The 13,989-nt window shown below is 63.5% G+C and carries 15 protein-coding genes; 10 read left to right on the top strand and 5 right to left on the bottom strand.

Annotated features, from left to right (window positions below):
• Nucleotides 1–51 precede the first annotated feature (51 nt).
• Nucleotides 52–1,143: a DUF475 domain-containing protein gene (locus tag EV286_RS21840; RefSeq protein ID WP_132959267.1), complete on the bottom strand. Its 1,092-nt coding sequence runs from the start codon at nucleotides 1,141–1,143 to the stop codon at nucleotides 52–54.
• Nucleotides 1,144–1,516: 373 nt separating this feature from the next.
• On the opposite strand from EV286_RS21840, the gene EV286_RS21845 reads away from it, so the two are divergent.
• Nucleotides 1,517–1,774: a hypothetical protein gene (locus EV286_RS21845; RefSeq protein ID WP_132959268.1), complete on the top strand. Its 258-nt coding sequence runs from the start codon at nucleotides 1,517–1,519 to the stop codon at nucleotides 1,772–1,774.
• Between the two features lie 228 nt (nucleotides 1,775–2,002).
• On the opposite strand, the gene EV286_RS21850 is transcribed toward EV286_RS21845, so the two are convergent.
• Entirely contained in the window at nucleotides 2,003–2,527 is a 525-nt protein-coding gene (locus tag EV286_RS21850) for an MgtC/SapB family protein (protein ID WP_132959269.1), read from the bottom strand.
• On the opposite strand from EV286_RS21850, the gene EV286_RS32775 reads away from it, so the two are divergent.
• The 3 genes from EV286_RS32775 (at nucleotide 2,526) to EV286_RS21860 (ending at nucleotide 5,250) form a co-directional block, all read left to right on the top strand.
• The gene (locus tag EV286_RS32775; RefSeq protein WP_281041099.1) at nucleotides 2,526–2,648 is read left to right on the top strand and encodes a hypothetical protein; all 123 of its coding nucleotides are present in this window, start codon (nucleotides 2,526–2,528) and stop codon (nucleotides 2,646–2,648) included. The two genes, EV286_RS21850 and EV286_RS32775, sit on opposite strands and share 2 nt — an antisense overlap.
• 30 nt (nucleotides 2,649–2,678) lie before the next feature.
• Nucleotides 2,679–4,412, top strand: a complete 1,734-nt coding sequence (locus EV286_RS21855; RefSeq protein ID WP_132959270.1) for an adenylate/guanylate cyclase domain-containing protein — start codon at nucleotides 2,679–2,681, stop codon at nucleotides 4,410–4,412.
• 79 nt (nucleotides 4,413–4,491) lie between these two features.
• Nucleotides 4,492–5,250 (top strand): hypothetical protein, encoded by a 759-nt coding sequence (locus tag EV286_RS21860; protein ID WP_132959271.1) that lies wholly within the window; start codon nucleotides 4,492–4,494, stop codon nucleotides 5,248–5,250.
• 174 nt (nucleotides 5,251–5,424) lie between these two features.
• Here EV286_RS21860 and EV286_RS21865 read toward each other — a convergent pair whose 3' ends face one another.
• Both EV286_RS21865 and EV286_RS21870 read right to left on the bottom strand, forming a co-directional pair.
• Nucleotides 5,425–6,108, bottom strand: a complete 684-nt coding sequence (locus EV286_RS21865; RefSeq protein ID WP_132959272.1) for a CBS domain-containing protein — start codon at nucleotides 6,106–6,108, stop codon at nucleotides 5,425–5,427.
• Nucleotides 6,109–6,255: 147 nt separating this feature from the next.
• Nucleotides 6,256–6,978 carry a CBS domain-containing protein gene (locus EV286_RS21870; protein WP_132959273.1) on the bottom strand — a complete coding sequence of 241 codons (723 nt, stop codon included), beginning with the start codon at nucleotides 6,976–6,978 and terminating at the stop codon, nucleotides 6,256–6,258.
• A 263-nt stretch (nucleotides 6,979–7,241) separates the two neighbouring features.
• Here EV286_RS21870 and EV286_RS21875 point away from each other — a divergent pair, with 263 nt between their 5' ends.
• Nucleotides 7,242–8,078, top strand: coding sequence for a universal stress protein (locus tag EV286_RS21875; RefSeq protein WP_132959274.1), 837 nt, complete (start codon nucleotides 7,242–7,244; stop codon nucleotides 8,076–8,078).
• Between the two features lie 50 nt (nucleotides 8,079–8,128).
• Nucleotides 8,129–8,584 carry a hypothetical protein gene (locus EV286_RS21880; RefSeq protein ID WP_245500787.1) on the top strand — a complete coding sequence of 152 codons (456 nt, stop codon included), beginning with the start codon at nucleotides 8,129–8,131 and terminating at the stop codon, nucleotides 8,582–8,584.
• Between the two features lie 10 nt (nucleotides 8,585–8,594).
• Here EV286_RS21880 and EV286_RS21885 read toward each other — a convergent pair whose 3' ends face one another.
• The gene (locus tag EV286_RS21885) at nucleotides 8,595–9,323 is read right to left on the bottom strand and encodes a response regulator (RefSeq protein ID WP_132959275.1); all 729 of its coding nucleotides are present in this window, start codon (nucleotides 9,321–9,323) and stop codon (nucleotides 8,595–8,597) included.
• A gap of 135 nt (nucleotides 9,324–9,458) precedes the next feature.
• On the opposite strand from EV286_RS21885, the gene EV286_RS21890 reads away from it, so the two are divergent.
• The 4 genes from EV286_RS21890 (at nucleotide 9,459) to EV286_RS21905 (ending at nucleotide 13,930) form a co-directional block, all read left to right on the top strand.
• Entirely contained in the window at nucleotides 9,459–10,208 is a 750-nt protein-coding gene (locus tag EV286_RS21890; protein ID WP_132959276.1) for a helix-turn-helix domain-containing protein, read from the top strand.
• A 20-nt stretch (nucleotides 10,209–10,228) separates the two neighbouring features.
• On the top strand, nucleotides 10,229–12,151 hold the full coding sequence (locus EV286_RS21895) for a PAS domain-containing sensor histidine kinase (RefSeq protein WP_132959277.1): 1,923 nt from the start codon (nucleotides 10,229–10,231) through the stop codon (nucleotides 12,149–12,151).
• Nucleotides 12,152–12,270: 119 nt separating this feature from the next.
• On the top strand, nucleotides 12,271–13,299 hold the full coding sequence (locus EV286_RS21900) for an HlyD family efflux transporter periplasmic adaptor subunit (RefSeq protein ID WP_132959278.1): 1,029 nt from the start codon (nucleotides 12,271–12,273) through the stop codon (nucleotides 13,297–13,299).
• 178 nt (nucleotides 13,300–13,477) lie between these two features.
• A complete protein-coding gene (locus tag EV286_RS21905) occupies nucleotides 13,478–13,930 on the top strand; it encodes a DUF3597 domain-containing protein (RefSeq protein WP_132959279.1) in 453 nt (150 codons plus the stop codon).
• Nucleotides 13,931–13,989 lie beyond the last annotated feature (59 nt).

Below are 13,989 nucleotides of genomic sequence, written 5' to 3' on the forward strand. Positions count from 1 at the left end.
TATCATCTCGTGAGGAGGCCGCGCCTAAAGAGCGCGGCCTTGCTGTCTCGATCAGGCCTGGAGACGTTGGCCTTCTCCGGCTTCCGCCTCTGCCCGTTCGCGCCTGTTGTACTGGATGGACGACCAGAGCGAGATACCGATCAGCGCCGCGCCGCCGAGGCCGGTGATGACCTCGGGGATATGCACCAGGGTCTGCACGTACATGATGACCGACAGGATCAGGATCGCGTAGAACGCGCCGTGCTCCAGGTAGCGGTATTCGGCGAGCGTTCCCTTCTCCACCAGCATGATCGTCATCGAACGCACGTACATGGCACCGATGCCGAGGCCGATGGCGATGATGAACAGGTTCTGGGTGAGCGCGAAGGCGCCGATCACGCCGTCGAACGAGAAGCTGGCGTCCAGCACTTCCAGATAGATGAAGGCGCCGAGGCCACCTTTCGCCGCGGCACTCATCGTCTGTTGCGAGGCGTCGAGCAGGCCGCCCACGACTTCCACAGCGAGGAAGGTCAGGAGACCGTAGATCGCGCTGTAGACGAAGGTGGTCGCCTCCTCGCCCTCGAGCAGCTCGGCGAAGCCGAGAATGAGCAGGAGGACAAAGGCGATTTCGATGCCCTTGATCGTCGCAAAGCGCGACATGTGCTTCTCGAGGAAGACGATCCAGTGGATGTCCTTCTCCTGGTTGAAGAAGTAGGTGAGGCCGACCATCATCAGGAAGGTACCGCCGAAGGCAGCGATCGGCAGATGCGCATCATTCATGATGCGGGCATATTCGTCCGGTTCACGGGCGGCGAGCACGAGCGCTTCCCAGGGGCCGATCTGCGCCGCGATGGCGACAATCGCGAGCGGGAAGACGATACGCATGCCGAATACGGCGATGATGATACCCCAGGTCAGGAAGCGGTGCTGCCAGACGGGCGTCATCTCCTTGAGCTTGTTGGCATTGACGATGGCGTTGTCGAAGGAGAGCGAAATCTCCAGCACGGCAAGCACCGTGCAGATGAAGAAGACGGTCGCCATTCCGCCGATGGTACCCGTCGTCTGCCAGCCCAGCAGCGCGCCGAGCAACAGGCCGACACCGGTCACGATGAAGGCCCAGGTGAAATATCCAAGACTGGTTTTGTGAGAGGCTGGCTGGCTCATGGGCGCACCTCGTGCGGCAGAGCCAGAACATATGTCGAGTTATGGGTGAAAGAATGCGGCATACCACAACGGGCATGCGGGCAAGGCATGGTCAGCTTTTTCATAAGAAAGAGTCCGCCGGCTGGTTTCGCAGGCGGTACCGACATCGCGAGAGCGCCGTTTATACTCTCGCCAGAGGGGCCCGGCACCAAAGTTCCTTCCAACACCCGATGTCAAGGGTGCGGAACACCCCAGTAGTTAATCAACTTCGCGGCGTCGTCAAGAGGCGGCCCCGATCCGAGCACCCGGAAATTTGCCGGAACAAAAGCTTGGCCCCGGGGGTTAGTATCTTCTGGAGGCGAGTGCCTTCAGCCGAGAAAGAAGGAGATGGCCGATGGCGCAAACCACACCCCATGCACCGGACAAGCGGACCGAGATGGCAAGACGGATGAAGAAGGCACGCAGCAATTCCCTGCGCAATGCCCAGGTCATGCCGCCGCATAATGTCGATCTCACGCTCCCGCCGGCGGTGCATGAAGACCTTCACGTGCCGGCTCATGTCGGCGGCAGCGACTTGTCGAAAGGCGGCCCCGAGGCCTCGTCCGGTAAGGTGGCGACAAAGCCTGTCGCAAAACCGGTTCGCGGAAGCTGAGCATCAGCCAACGAGTTGAAATGAAGCCGACAACGATCGATCCGAAAGTGCTTGCGCGTCACGAGAACGAGTGACGTGCCATAAGGCAAGCGGCAGACCAAGCCGAATTCACCGACATGGCCGATGCAACTGACCGGGGAGCCCGCGGCTATTGCCCGTCGCGGACCACCGAGGCCGGTGCCGGTCGGTCAGAAGGTGCCAGATGAATCCGAAGGCTAATCCCAGGAATCAGCCTTCTTCCTTTTCATGGCTCTGCTTTTCGTCGTCGCCGTTGCGTCCGGCGAGAAGCCGGTCTTCCAGCCTGCCGAAGGCAAAGAGCACGAGGACCGCCGAAACCGTCGCGAAAACGGCAATCGGCCAGTAGCCGAAGCCCATGGCGAGCCCGATCGCGCCCGAGAGCCACATTCCGGCGCCGGTCGTCAGGCCCTTAACCTCGCCCTTTGCAAAGACAATCATGCCCGCCGCGAGAAAGGCGACACCCGCCGTCACCGCCTCGATGACGCGCAGCGGATCTATGCGGACCTGCTGGTCGTTGGCAAAGCCCGACATGTGCACGGCTTCGATCGAGATGATGCCGAAGAGGGCGGCGGCGAGGCAGACGAGAATGTGGGTGCGAAAGCCGGCTGCTCGATTGCGCGCCTCGCGTTCAAGGCCGATCAGGCCTCCGAGCACGACCGCGCCGACCAGCCGCGCGAATATGACCGGGTAGTGAATCCGGGACTCGGGAAACATATCGGCAAGAATCAGGTCCATGGACATTCTCGATTGCTGGATGGTGCGCATCGCCGCCGAAGTCATTAACGCGCGGGCGGGTGGTTGGTTCTCCGGCCGCCACCGGCCAGTCTCCTTTGTTCTTTTGAAGTTCCGTCTCTGAGGCTAGAATTCGCAGCTGGGGGAGGATGACATGGCTGGCGAAAGGACAGAGCGACGGCTGGCAGCGATCATGGCCCTCGATATCGTCGGCTATTCGCGCCTGATGGAGGCGGATGAGGCCGGGACGCTTGATGCCATGCGAAGCCTGTCTTCCTCGCTCATCGAGCCCGCGGTTGCCGCCCACGGCGGACGCATCGTGAAGGAGATGGGAGACGGTAGTCTCGTCGTCTTCAGCTCTGCGGTCGACGCGGTCGCCTGTGCGATCGCGATCCAGAACGGCGTCGACGCGAGCCAACAGGAGGCTCCGCTCGAATGCCGGATACTCTATCGCATCGGGATAAACCTTGCCGATGTCGTCGTGGTCGGTGCCGATCTCTATGGTGACGGCGTCAATGTGGCCGCACGGCTGGAAGGAGCGGCCCGGCCCGGTGGAATATGCATTTCCGATATCGTGCGCAGTCAGCTTGCCGGCAAGGACAGCGTGGCCTTCGAGGAAGGCGGTGAACTCCGCCTGAAGAACATCGCGCGGCCGGTGCGCGTCTGGCACTGGAGTGCGGCAGCGGCAAGGATCACCGCGCAGAGGGCCAATAGCGAGCGTCCGTCCGTTGCCGTCCTCGCCTTCGAAAATCTGTCCGGTCAAGCAGAGGAAGCATTCTTCAGTGACGGCATCACGCGCGAAATCATTGCCGGGCTGGCGCGATTTCGCTCTCTCTCCGTCGTGGCGAGCAATTCCTCCTTTGCGCTCAGGGACAAGCCGCTTTCCGCAAGCGAGCTCGCGCGGCAGCTTGGAGTCTCCTTTGTTCTGGAGGGGAGCGTGCGCCGGGCGGGCGATCGTATCCGTGTGAACGTCCAGCTCATCGAGGCTGCAAGCAACACGCATGTCTGGGCGGAACGCTACGACCGCGATCTGGCGGATGTCTTTTCCGTACAGGACGACGTGGCGCGCACCATTGTTGCGACGCTCGCCGGCAGGATCGAAGAAGAGGCGATTCACCAATCGCTGCGCAAGCCGACCGTCAGCCTGGCCGCATACGAATATTACCTGAGGGGCCTCGGGCATCTGCATGGCTATGAAGATGACGACAATCATCAGGCCTGCGCCATGTTCGAGGCCGCGATAGAGCGCGATCCGCAGTTTGCGCGGGCATATGCCTACCTTGCGCTCAGCCGCATGGCCGTGCACGGCTATGCCGACGCACCCAGCGAAATCCTGGAAAGCGCCGAACAACTCGCACGAAAGGCAACGATGCTCGATGAGCAGGAGAGCGTCTGCCATCGCCTGTTGGGGCTGGTCAGCCTCTATCGCCGCAAGTTCGACATGGCAGAGCGCCATCTCCTGCGCGCGCACCAGCTCAATCCCAATGACGCTCATTGCCTGGTCCAGGTGGCTGCCTTGATGGCGAGGCGCGGAAGAATTGGCGAGGCGGAGACATGGGCTCAAGAGGGGATGCGTCTGAACCCCTTCCATCCGCCCTGGTATGACGGCCTCCGGTCCACGATCTTCTTTCTTACGGGGCGCTTTGCGGAGGCTGCAGAGGCGCTGGGCGAGATGCCAAACCCGGGGCCTGTTGTTCACGCGCGTCTTGCCGCCTGCTTCGCCCACCTTGGCCACATGCGCGAGGCAAAGGAGGAAGCGGACAAGGTGCTGAAGGCGCGCCCCGAGTTCTCCGTCGACGAGTTTCTTTCACGGGTGATAGTGCTGGAGCTTGACGAGCATCGGGAGCTTTTTCGCGAGGGGCTGCTGAAGGCCGGTCTTCCGCGTTAAACTGTGCTGGAATGTGCCAGTCGCCAACCATTCGGTAAGGATTGGGCGGCAATAATCCGCCCGCAACGGGATAGGGCAGATGGGCAAAGCAGCAACGCGCGGCCGCAGCCGCCGCAAATCGTCAGGCAAATCCAGGGCGCGCAGCGGCGGCAACTTGCTGTCCTGGGCGGCTATCGGTGTCATGGCGATCGGTGGCATCGCGCTCTACGACAACTGGAAGAGCGTCGCGCCGATGCTTTCCCGCCATGCCTCCAGCAGCAGCACGGGCGAGGTGGCTGCCGCTAAAGCCAGGGAGCCGGCACCGAAGCAGGTATCCGCCAGGCAGGCGCCGCCGAAGCAGGTGGCGCTCGCATCACCGCCCCCGCGCCCAGCGACGACCACGGCATCTGTGCCGAAGCCATCTGTCGCCATTCCTTCCGTGCCGGTCCCGGCCGCCCAGCCCGCGGCAATGCGACCAGCCGCACCTGTCGCAGTCACCGGCGGCGAGCAGACGGCATCCGCTGCCTTCGGCTTCTGCGGCCAGGGCAAGCACGTCAATTGCGTCGAGGACGGCAATACCTTCTGGTACAAGGGCGAGATGATCCGCATCTCGGACGTCAGCAGCCCGGGCGTGGCCGCTCCCCGCTGCGAGGACGAGCGTCGGGTTGGCCTCGCCGCCAAGGTCCGCCTGCTGAAGCTTCTCAATGCCGGCCCCTTCGTCATCAAGGCATCCGGATCGTCGGAAGGCGGCGACGGCGGCAAGACCCGCCTCGTTCTCAGGAACGGCCGCTCGCTCGGTGCGCAGCTTGCCAATGAGGGGCTTGCGAGAAAGCCGGACGGCCCGGCCTGGTGCGCCTGAGCTAGGTGCCCGGCCGGCATCCCCTCTGGATCAAGGTCCGGTAGGTCGGCCAGAGCGCTCCAGCCATGCCTTGGCCTCGCCCTGGGAAAGTTCCGTGTGGTGACGCGGAATCGGAGCCGCCTCGTTCATGCCTTCAGATCGGATGTATGTCCGGCAGCGTGGCCTTGGTCCTGATCAAGCGTCCTGGCCGGCTGCGCGGGACGGTACGCGCAGCTTGTCGACGTAGCCCGCGACGCCGCAAACACCTTCCACCAGCACCTTAACCGCCTTGCGTTGCAGCTCGGTTTCGACTTCGCCCTCGACCAGAACCTGGGCGTTGCCGACGCTCACCTCGATATTTTCGCGACCAAGGCCGAGATCGGCGTGCAGGCGGGTGATGATGGCGAGCCGCACGGCGTCGTCACCCCTGGCGACGGCTTCCTGCGTCGCCTCCGACATTGCCCGCAGCACGTCGCGGCGGCTGACGATGCCGACAAGGCGGCCGTTCTGAAGGATCGGAATGCGCTTGATCTTCCGCGTTCGCATGGTTTCGGCAAGATCGGCGACCTCGCTCTGCGGATCGGCTGCGATCACGTTCGGCGACATGACATCGCCGACGGACCAGCCGTTGCTCTGGATATAGCGTTCGAGATCGGCCTCGGTGGGTATCTTGCTCTCAGCCTGCGAGCACGGCGCACTCCTGATCTCGCGACGGGCCATGAGATCGCCCTCTGTCAACATGCCGCACACCCGACCGGTATCGTCCACGACCGGCATGCCGCTGATGTCCTTCGCCAGCATCAACCCCATCGCACGCCGGACGTTGGATGCCGGGCTGATGGAGACAACTTCGGTGGTCATGATGTCCTTGGCTTGCATGATCTGCTCCTTTCGCCCCTTGCATCGGTCGGCGTCCGGCCTCGCGGCCTGTTGCATTTGTCGCGGATTCTGAGCTCGCCCGCGTTGATCCCCGTCAAATCCGGCGCGGATAGCTGCACTTGATTGCCGATTTACTCAGGCTCTCTCTCAAGCCTGTCTCGCCTCGGCACCCGGCGGTGGCAGGGCAACACCGAAATAGGGATCGATCCAGACGAGCTGGTCGTTGATCGACCTGACGCCCGGGATATTCTCGACGGCGACCCTTGCCGCAAGGCGTTCGCGCTCGTCGAAGATGGTGCCGGTCAACAGGGCGACGCCGTCGACGACATGGCAATGGATGAAGCCGTTGCGGCTCCAGCTCTGCCGTCCGAGCTCGGCCTCTGCCGTTGCCTGGATCTGCGCGTCCTCGGCTGTTGCCGGAGCGGCGGAAAGGGCTCGCGAGAGAGCCCGTACCAGATCCGAGCGGGAGATGATGCCGATGATCTGGCCGTCGGCGACGACGGGCAGGCGCTTGATATCGTATCGCTCCATCAGATGGACCGCATCCGAGACCGTGGCCCCTGGCGGGATCGCGACGGCTGGCGCGCTCATCACGTCCTCGACGCGGCGCCCATGGGTGCGGACGTATTCGTCGGCCATTCTGCCGGGGCTCGTCAGCCAATCACGCAGCCAGGAGCGCTCGCGCTCGGTATCGAGCTCGGCGCGGCGCAGGAAATCGCTTTCGCTCACAATCCCTGCAAGCGCGCCATTGGCGTTGACGACCGGGAGGCCGCTGATGCCGTGCTCGAGCATCAGCCCGGCGGCGTCTGCGACAGAAGAGGAAGCGGTGACGGTTATCGGTGACGGCGACATGATGTCCTTGACGAGCATTGTCTTCTCCTGGCGGGAAGGGCGTTCGACCACGGTGAGTGGCCGAGCCCGGAATCGGATGGCGGTTGCCGGAGCAGGATTGCGAGGAAGGTCGCGCCCTGAACGCATGGGAGGGAGCGTAGCGGCCGCTGCGGGGCGCACCTTGATCGACGTCAAACTCGGCGAAGCATCCACCCTGGCGCGCCAATCTTGATGCCGATCAAAGCACGGCGCTCGCGACGGGATAAGCTTTCAGCATCCGATAACGAGACGAGGGCAGGACCATGCCATTCAAGACCATATTGAGCATCATCGGCGTCGACCAGGGCGCCGACGATATCCGTTCGGCCATCGAGCTTTGCCGGCCGGGCGATGCGCATCTTTCCGTACTGGTGGTTTCACTCGCTGCGCCGCCGCCGATCGGCGCTTACGGCGCGGCACTCTCGACAGGCTGGCTCGAGGAGCGCGAGCGCGACATTGCGAAGGTCGAGGAACAGGCGGCAAAAGTGAAGGTGCTGCTGGAGCCGCAGGGCATCTCCTTCGACGTCCAGTCTCTCTATACCGAGTTTGGCTGGGCGGATTCACGGATCGGGGAGCGGGCGCGCTACGCGGACCTGGTGCTGATCGGCGGCCGAACGCTCGCGAACGAATATCTGGCCGCACGAGCGCTGTCGGGGGCGTTGTTCGAGTCGCCCACGCCGGTTCTTGCGACGCCAAAGGGACAGGCAGCGACGCTGCAGCCGCGCCGCGTTATCGTCGCCTGGGATTCCCGGGACGAGGCAGGCCATGCGATCCGTGCTGCGATGCAATTCCTCAATAAGGCAGAAAGCGTCCATATCGTGATGGTCGATCCTGACGCCTCGCCGCGTGTTCATGGCGAGGAGCCGGGCGCGGATATTGCCACCTATCTCGCAAGACATGGCGCAAATGCCATCGTCGAGGTGATGGCGAGCGGCGGGCGGGCTGTCGACGAGGTCCTGCGCCGCCACGCTTCCGATATCGGTGCCGACATGATCGTCATGGGCGCCTACAGCCATTCGCGCCTGCGGGAGCGCATCTTCGGCGGGGTTACCCGCTCGATGCTGGAGGAGGCGCGACTGCCACTCTTCCTTGCTCGCTGAAGGCCGGGCCGTGATGCCGCCGGAGGAGAGCGGCGGCATCCGACATTGCGATGGATGACGCCTTAGAGGAGGACGCGGAGATGAGCTTCGGCTACGATATCGGGCCGCTCAGGGCAAGCCAGGTCGATCGTGCCTATGCCGTCATGCAGGCGGTGATGCCGGGTCTGGCGATCGAGCGGTGGCGTGGGGCGGTCGGCACGATCTTCGAGCGCAATCGCTTCACCGTGGCGACGGATCGGCAGGGCTATGTCCGGGGGATGTTGCTTGCCCGCCTCTGTGATCATCCGTTTGCCGGGAGGCTGTTCGACGTCCCGATCTTCATCGTCGTCAGCCCGCTCCATGAGGATGGTATCGCGCGCGAGCTTTTTGGGCTCGTCAAGCAGCGCGCACTGGATGCGCGGTGCGTTTACATGCGCTTCTGGACGCTCGGTACCGACGATTGGGACAAGATTGCCGACGAGGCATTCCGCGATCGATGGGATCACGGTCTGGTCTATCGGTTGTAGGCAGGCCTACTCAATCCAGCTTGGCGGTGAAGACGTAGCCGACGCCGCGGACGGCCTTGATGAACTGTGGCCGCTTCGGATCGGTTTCGATCTTGCGGCGCAGGCGGACGATCTGGGCATCGATCGTGCGGTCGAATGCCTCGAGGCTGCGGCCGCGCGTCAGGTCCATCAGTACTTCGCGAGTGAGCACGCGGCCCGCATGACGCACGAAGGCCGTCAACATCTCGAACTCGCCGGTCGTCAGCTCGACTTCCCTGCCTTCGGGATCGAGCAATTGCCGGCGGCTGAGGTTCAGCTTCCAATCCTCGAAGCCGACGACCTCCTCGACGGGCGGCTCGGCAGGACGCGCCTGTGGCTGGCGGCGACGCAGGATCGATTTCAGGCGGGCGTGAACCTCACGCAGATGGAAGGGCTTGGCGATATAGTCGTCAGCACCGATTTCAAGGCCGACGATGCGGTCGACCACATCGTCGCGCCCTGTCAGCATCATGATCGGGACGTCGGACTGGGCGCGGATTTCCCGGGCGAGATCGAGACCGTCGGCGCCACCGGGAAGGACGAGATCGAGCAGGATCACGTCGAAATTCCGCTGCCGCAGGCGGCTGCGCATCTCCGCGCCATCGGCGGCGCAGACGACTCCATAGCCCTCGTCCTCGAAGTACCGCGTCAACATCTGGCGAATACGCGGATCGTCGTCGACGACGAGAAGCTGCGCGTCATGATGTTGGTTGGCGGCCATCATCCATCCGGTAAGTGTCTCAAGGCGCTGCGTGTTACTGACTGTTACAAGACTGCACCGTCTTTCACAAGCGCGGCATCTGCCTGTCACCTGCACCGGGTCAATTGGGCGCATCGACAGCACGGAGGGACCAGAATGTTGCGGGCAGACAATCCTCAATACCTAAGGGAGATCACAAGTTCACCGCACCTCGGCTCCGGCCCGGACTGCCTGCACGCGCTCTTCGGGAGGCAGCCGATCGAGCATCTGAGTGCCGGGCAGTCGCTGTTCTTCGAGGGTGATGCGGCGAGGCACCTTTTCGAGGTGCTCGAAGGGGGCTTGCGCATCTTCAAGATCCTTTCGGACGGCAGGCGCGTCATCACCGGCTTCCTGCAGGCGGGCGATATCGTGGGCGTGTCGCTGAGGAACCATTATCTCTACAGCGCGGAAGCGATTGTCGATACGAAGGTGCGGCGCATCCTGCGCAAGGCCTTCGAGGCGGAGGTCAGCAGCTCGCCGGAGTTGCGGCCGGAGGTCTTCGCGCGGCTCTGCGACGAGATGGCGGCGGCGCAGGACCAGATGGTGCTGCTCTCGCGCAAGAGTGCTGAGGAGCGGGTCTGCACGTTTCTGTTGAAGCAGCTTCACCGGAACCCCGGCCATCGCCAGGCCAATCCGATCGTCGAACTGCCTATGACGCGGCTCGATATTGCCGATTATCTCGGTCTCACCATCGAGACGGTGTCGCGCACGATGACGAAGCTCGCCAACAAGGGCATACTCGCCTCGGCCGGCCGCCATTCCGTGCGAATCACGAGATACTGCGCGCTTGTCCAGCTTTCCGGCGACGACGAATATGATGGCGACGAAGGCGGCCTGATCGCATACGGTGGCGGCCAGCGTCACTGAATCTGTTATTTGAAAGTGCCATGAACGGCGAACCGACCAGACTGACCACCGAGACCGAACTCGACGAAATCGCAAGACTGCTCGACGGCGCCAACCTCATGATCCACGGCTTCGACGGCGTGATCAGCCGTTGGACGGCAGGCTGCGAGAGGCTCTACGGTTGGTCGCGGGAGGAAGCCCTCGGGCGCGTCGTTCACGAACTTCTCGCAACGGAGTTTCCGAAACCTCTGGAGGCGATCCGCGACAAGGTTCGAAGAGAGGGGGCCTGGGAGGGCGAGGTGGTGCACCGCCGCAAGGATGGGCGCACGCTCTTTGTCGCCACGCGCTGGACGTTGATCAACCCATCCTTCGACACCAGGCAGGTCATCATCCAGACCAACAACGATGTGACGGAGATGAAGAGAGTTCAGGACGATCTGGCAGAGAGGGAGGCGCATCTGCGCTCGATCCTCGATACCGTGCCTGAATCGATGATCGTCATCGACGACGCCGGCACGATCTCCTCCTTCAGCGCGGCGGCCGAGCGGCTGTTTGGCTATTCGGCTGGCGAGGTCTGCGGCAAGAACGTCAAGGTGCTGATGCCGCAGCCGGACCATGATGCGCATGACGGATATCTGTCGCGCTACATGCAGACCGGCGAGCGACGCATCATCGGCTATGGACGCGTCGTCAGTGGCCGGCGCAGGGACGGTTCCATCTTCCCGATGGAGCTCGCGGTCGGCGAGGCGATCGCAAATGGGAAGCGCATCTTCACCGGCTTCATCCGCGATCTCACCAGCCGCCACAAGATCGAGGAAGAGCTGCGCCAGTCGCAGAAGATGGAGGCAATCGGCCAGCTTACCGGCGGGCTCGCTCATGATTTCAACAACCTTCTAACCGTCATCAGCGGCAATCTCGAAATGATCGAGGACAGGCTCAAGGACGAGAAGCTGCGTCCGCTCCTGCGTGAGGCCCAGGAAGCCGCCGAGGACGGCGCCAAGCTCACCGGCCAGCTGCTTGCCTTCGGCCGCCGCCAGCCGCTCAATCCGACGATCGTCGATGTCGGCCAGCTTGTATCGAGCTTCTCGGACCTCCTGCGCCGAACGCTCGGCGAGGCAACCGAATTCTGCACGATCGTGACCGGGGCCGCCAACGAGGCGCTGGTCGACGGATCGCAGCTTCAGAACGCGCTCCTGAACCTTGTTCTCAACGCCAGGGACGTGATGCCGCGTGGCGGTAGGCTCTCGATCGAGATTTCGCGCGTGAAGCTCGATCTCGATTACGCCCAGATGTACCCGCAGGTGCGCACCGGCGACTATGTGCTGGTTTCGGTGACCGATACCGGCCCCGGCATGACGACCGAGGTGAAGGAGCGCGCCTTCGAGCCCTTCTTCACGACGAAGGGCGTCGGATCCGGCACGGGCCTGGGTCTCAGCATGGTCTATGGCTTCGCCAAGCAGTCAGGCGGCCACATCCAGCTTTACAGCGAGATCGGGCAGGGCACGAGCGTGCGCATCTTCCTGCCTGCAGCGCACAGGGCGGCGAGCGAGGCGCACGACGGGAGGGACGCCAGCGAACTGGAGCAGCCCAGTATTCCCCGCGGCTCCGAGAAGATCCTCGTCGTCGAGGACGACCCGCGCGTGCGCCGTGTCGCCGTCTCCAGGCTCTCCGAGGCAGGCTACCAGATTGTCGAAGCGGCCGACGGCAACGCCGCGCTGGCGCTGCTCGAGGAAAATCCGGATGTCGCGCTGCTCTTTACGGACATCGTCATGCCCGGAGGCATGACCGGCGACGAGCTTGCCCATACGGTCCGAAGCCTGAAGCCCGAGATCAAGGTCCTCTTCACGTCCGGCTATGCGGAACCGACGATCGCCGGCCGAGAGCTTGCCCAATCTGGCAGCTGGTTGAAGAAGCCCTATACCGCACGGGAACTGGCTATACGCCTTCGCGAGCTTCTCGACTAGGCACGATTGTCGCTGGCAATTGACGCCGGCGCTCGTGACCTATGTGAAGGAAGACGACCTTCATCATTGTCAGGAGGTCGGCATCTGCAACGCCTTCGTAGTTGACGGGAGGCTCCACCTTGAGAAAACGGCAGCTTGGTATCGTGGTTTCGGCTGCATTCTTTCTCTGCGCCGCAGGCTTGGCCTTCGCGGAGGATGGCGCGGCAACGTTTTCCTCCAGCTTTGAAGCCCTGTGGGGCAGGATAACCGGCCAGCGCACGCCACCAAACGTAACAATGTCGAACGGCCGCATCGAGGCGCAGCAGATGTTGATCTCCGCGAAGTTCGCCGGCCGCCTGGCCGAGTTCTTCTTCGAAGAGGGCCGGATCGTCGAGGCCGGCGCGCCGATCGCCCGCATCGACACCGCCGAGCTTGACGAGCAGCTTGTCGGCGCCTCCGCGCAGGTCCGGCGCAGCCAGGCGGGCCAGATCGGAGCGCAGGCGGCGCTCGCGCGGCGCGACGGCGAACTGGCACTCGCCCGGCTGGATTTCGATCGCGTCCGGTTGACGACCGAGAAAGGTACCGGAACCGCGCAGCAACTCGAACTGTGCCGCGTGCAGGTCGAGGTCGCCGCCACAGCCCGGAGAGCGGCGCTCGCAAGCCGGGACGCGGCGCAGGCCGCGACCGACGCGGCGCGGGCAGAAGTGGCGCGCGTCCAGTCGCTGCTCGACGATGCCGTGCTGAGGGCGCCACGGCGTGGCCGTGTCGAGTACAGCCTGGCCCAGCCGGGCCAGTTTTTGGCGGTGGGGGCGCCGGTTGCTACGCTTCTCGACCTTTCCGACGTCTCGATGACGATCTTCCTGCCGGCACGGGCGGCCGAACAGCTCTCGATCGGTGACGAGGCCCGCATCATCCTGGACCCGCTGCCGCAATATGTCGTGCCGGCAACGGTCTCTTTCGTATCCGGCGAGGCACAATTCACACCGAAGGCCGTCGAGACGCAGGTCGAGCGCGACAGCCTCGTCTTCGAGGTCAGGCTCAAGATCGCCTCCGATCTGCTCAAAAGCTACGAGACGTGGATCAAGGTCGGCGTGAAGGGTCTTGGCTATGTCCGCACCGACCCCTCGATCGATTGGCCGATCGGCCTGCGTGCGAAGCTGCCGCCATGAGCAATGCCACCGTCCGGCCGGGCTGACCGCTCGGCCTCTGCACCTGACCGAGACCGCGGCGTGTCGGCGCTTCAATCCCGCGTGGCACCGAAAATAAGAGCCGCCAGACTGGATACGCCCAGCCACAACTCCATGTTTCGGTATGTAGGCAATTCCGAAACGATGAGGAGGTTGAGGAATGGGCATTTTCGACAAGATAAAGCACGCGATCTTTGGAGAAGCCGTGGCGGCGCAACCAGCGGTGCAAGCTGCCCAAGCGTCGACGCCTGCCACTCCGGCTCCGAAGGTTGCAGCGGCAAGCGCCGCTCCTGCCGCCCCGCCAGCATCCGCATCGGCTCCGGCGCCAGCGCCAGCCCAGAGTGCTCCAGCGGTCGCGATCGATGTGGAACCCATTCTTGACGCGGCGGTCAAGAAAAGCGGCCAGAAGCTCGACTGGCGCCATTCCGTTGTCGACCTCATGAAGGCCGTGGGCATGGATGCGAGCCTCGCCGAGCGAAAGGAACTTGCAGCGGAACTCCACTATGCCGGCGACACGCACGATACGGCAAAAATGAACATGTGGCTGCACAAGGCGCTGATGAAGAAGCTTTCCGAGAACGGCGGCAAGGTGCCGGCGGACCTTCTCGACTGAGCTCCGCGCGAGCGAGTGTCTGCAGGCGGCAGGCCAAAAGCGAAAGGGCCTAGCGGTTT

The organism is Rhizobium sp. BK251 (genome assembly GCF_004345245.1).
Taxonomy (GTDB): Bacteria; Pseudomonadota; Alphaproteobacteria; order Rhizobiales; family Rhizobiaceae; genus Rhizobium.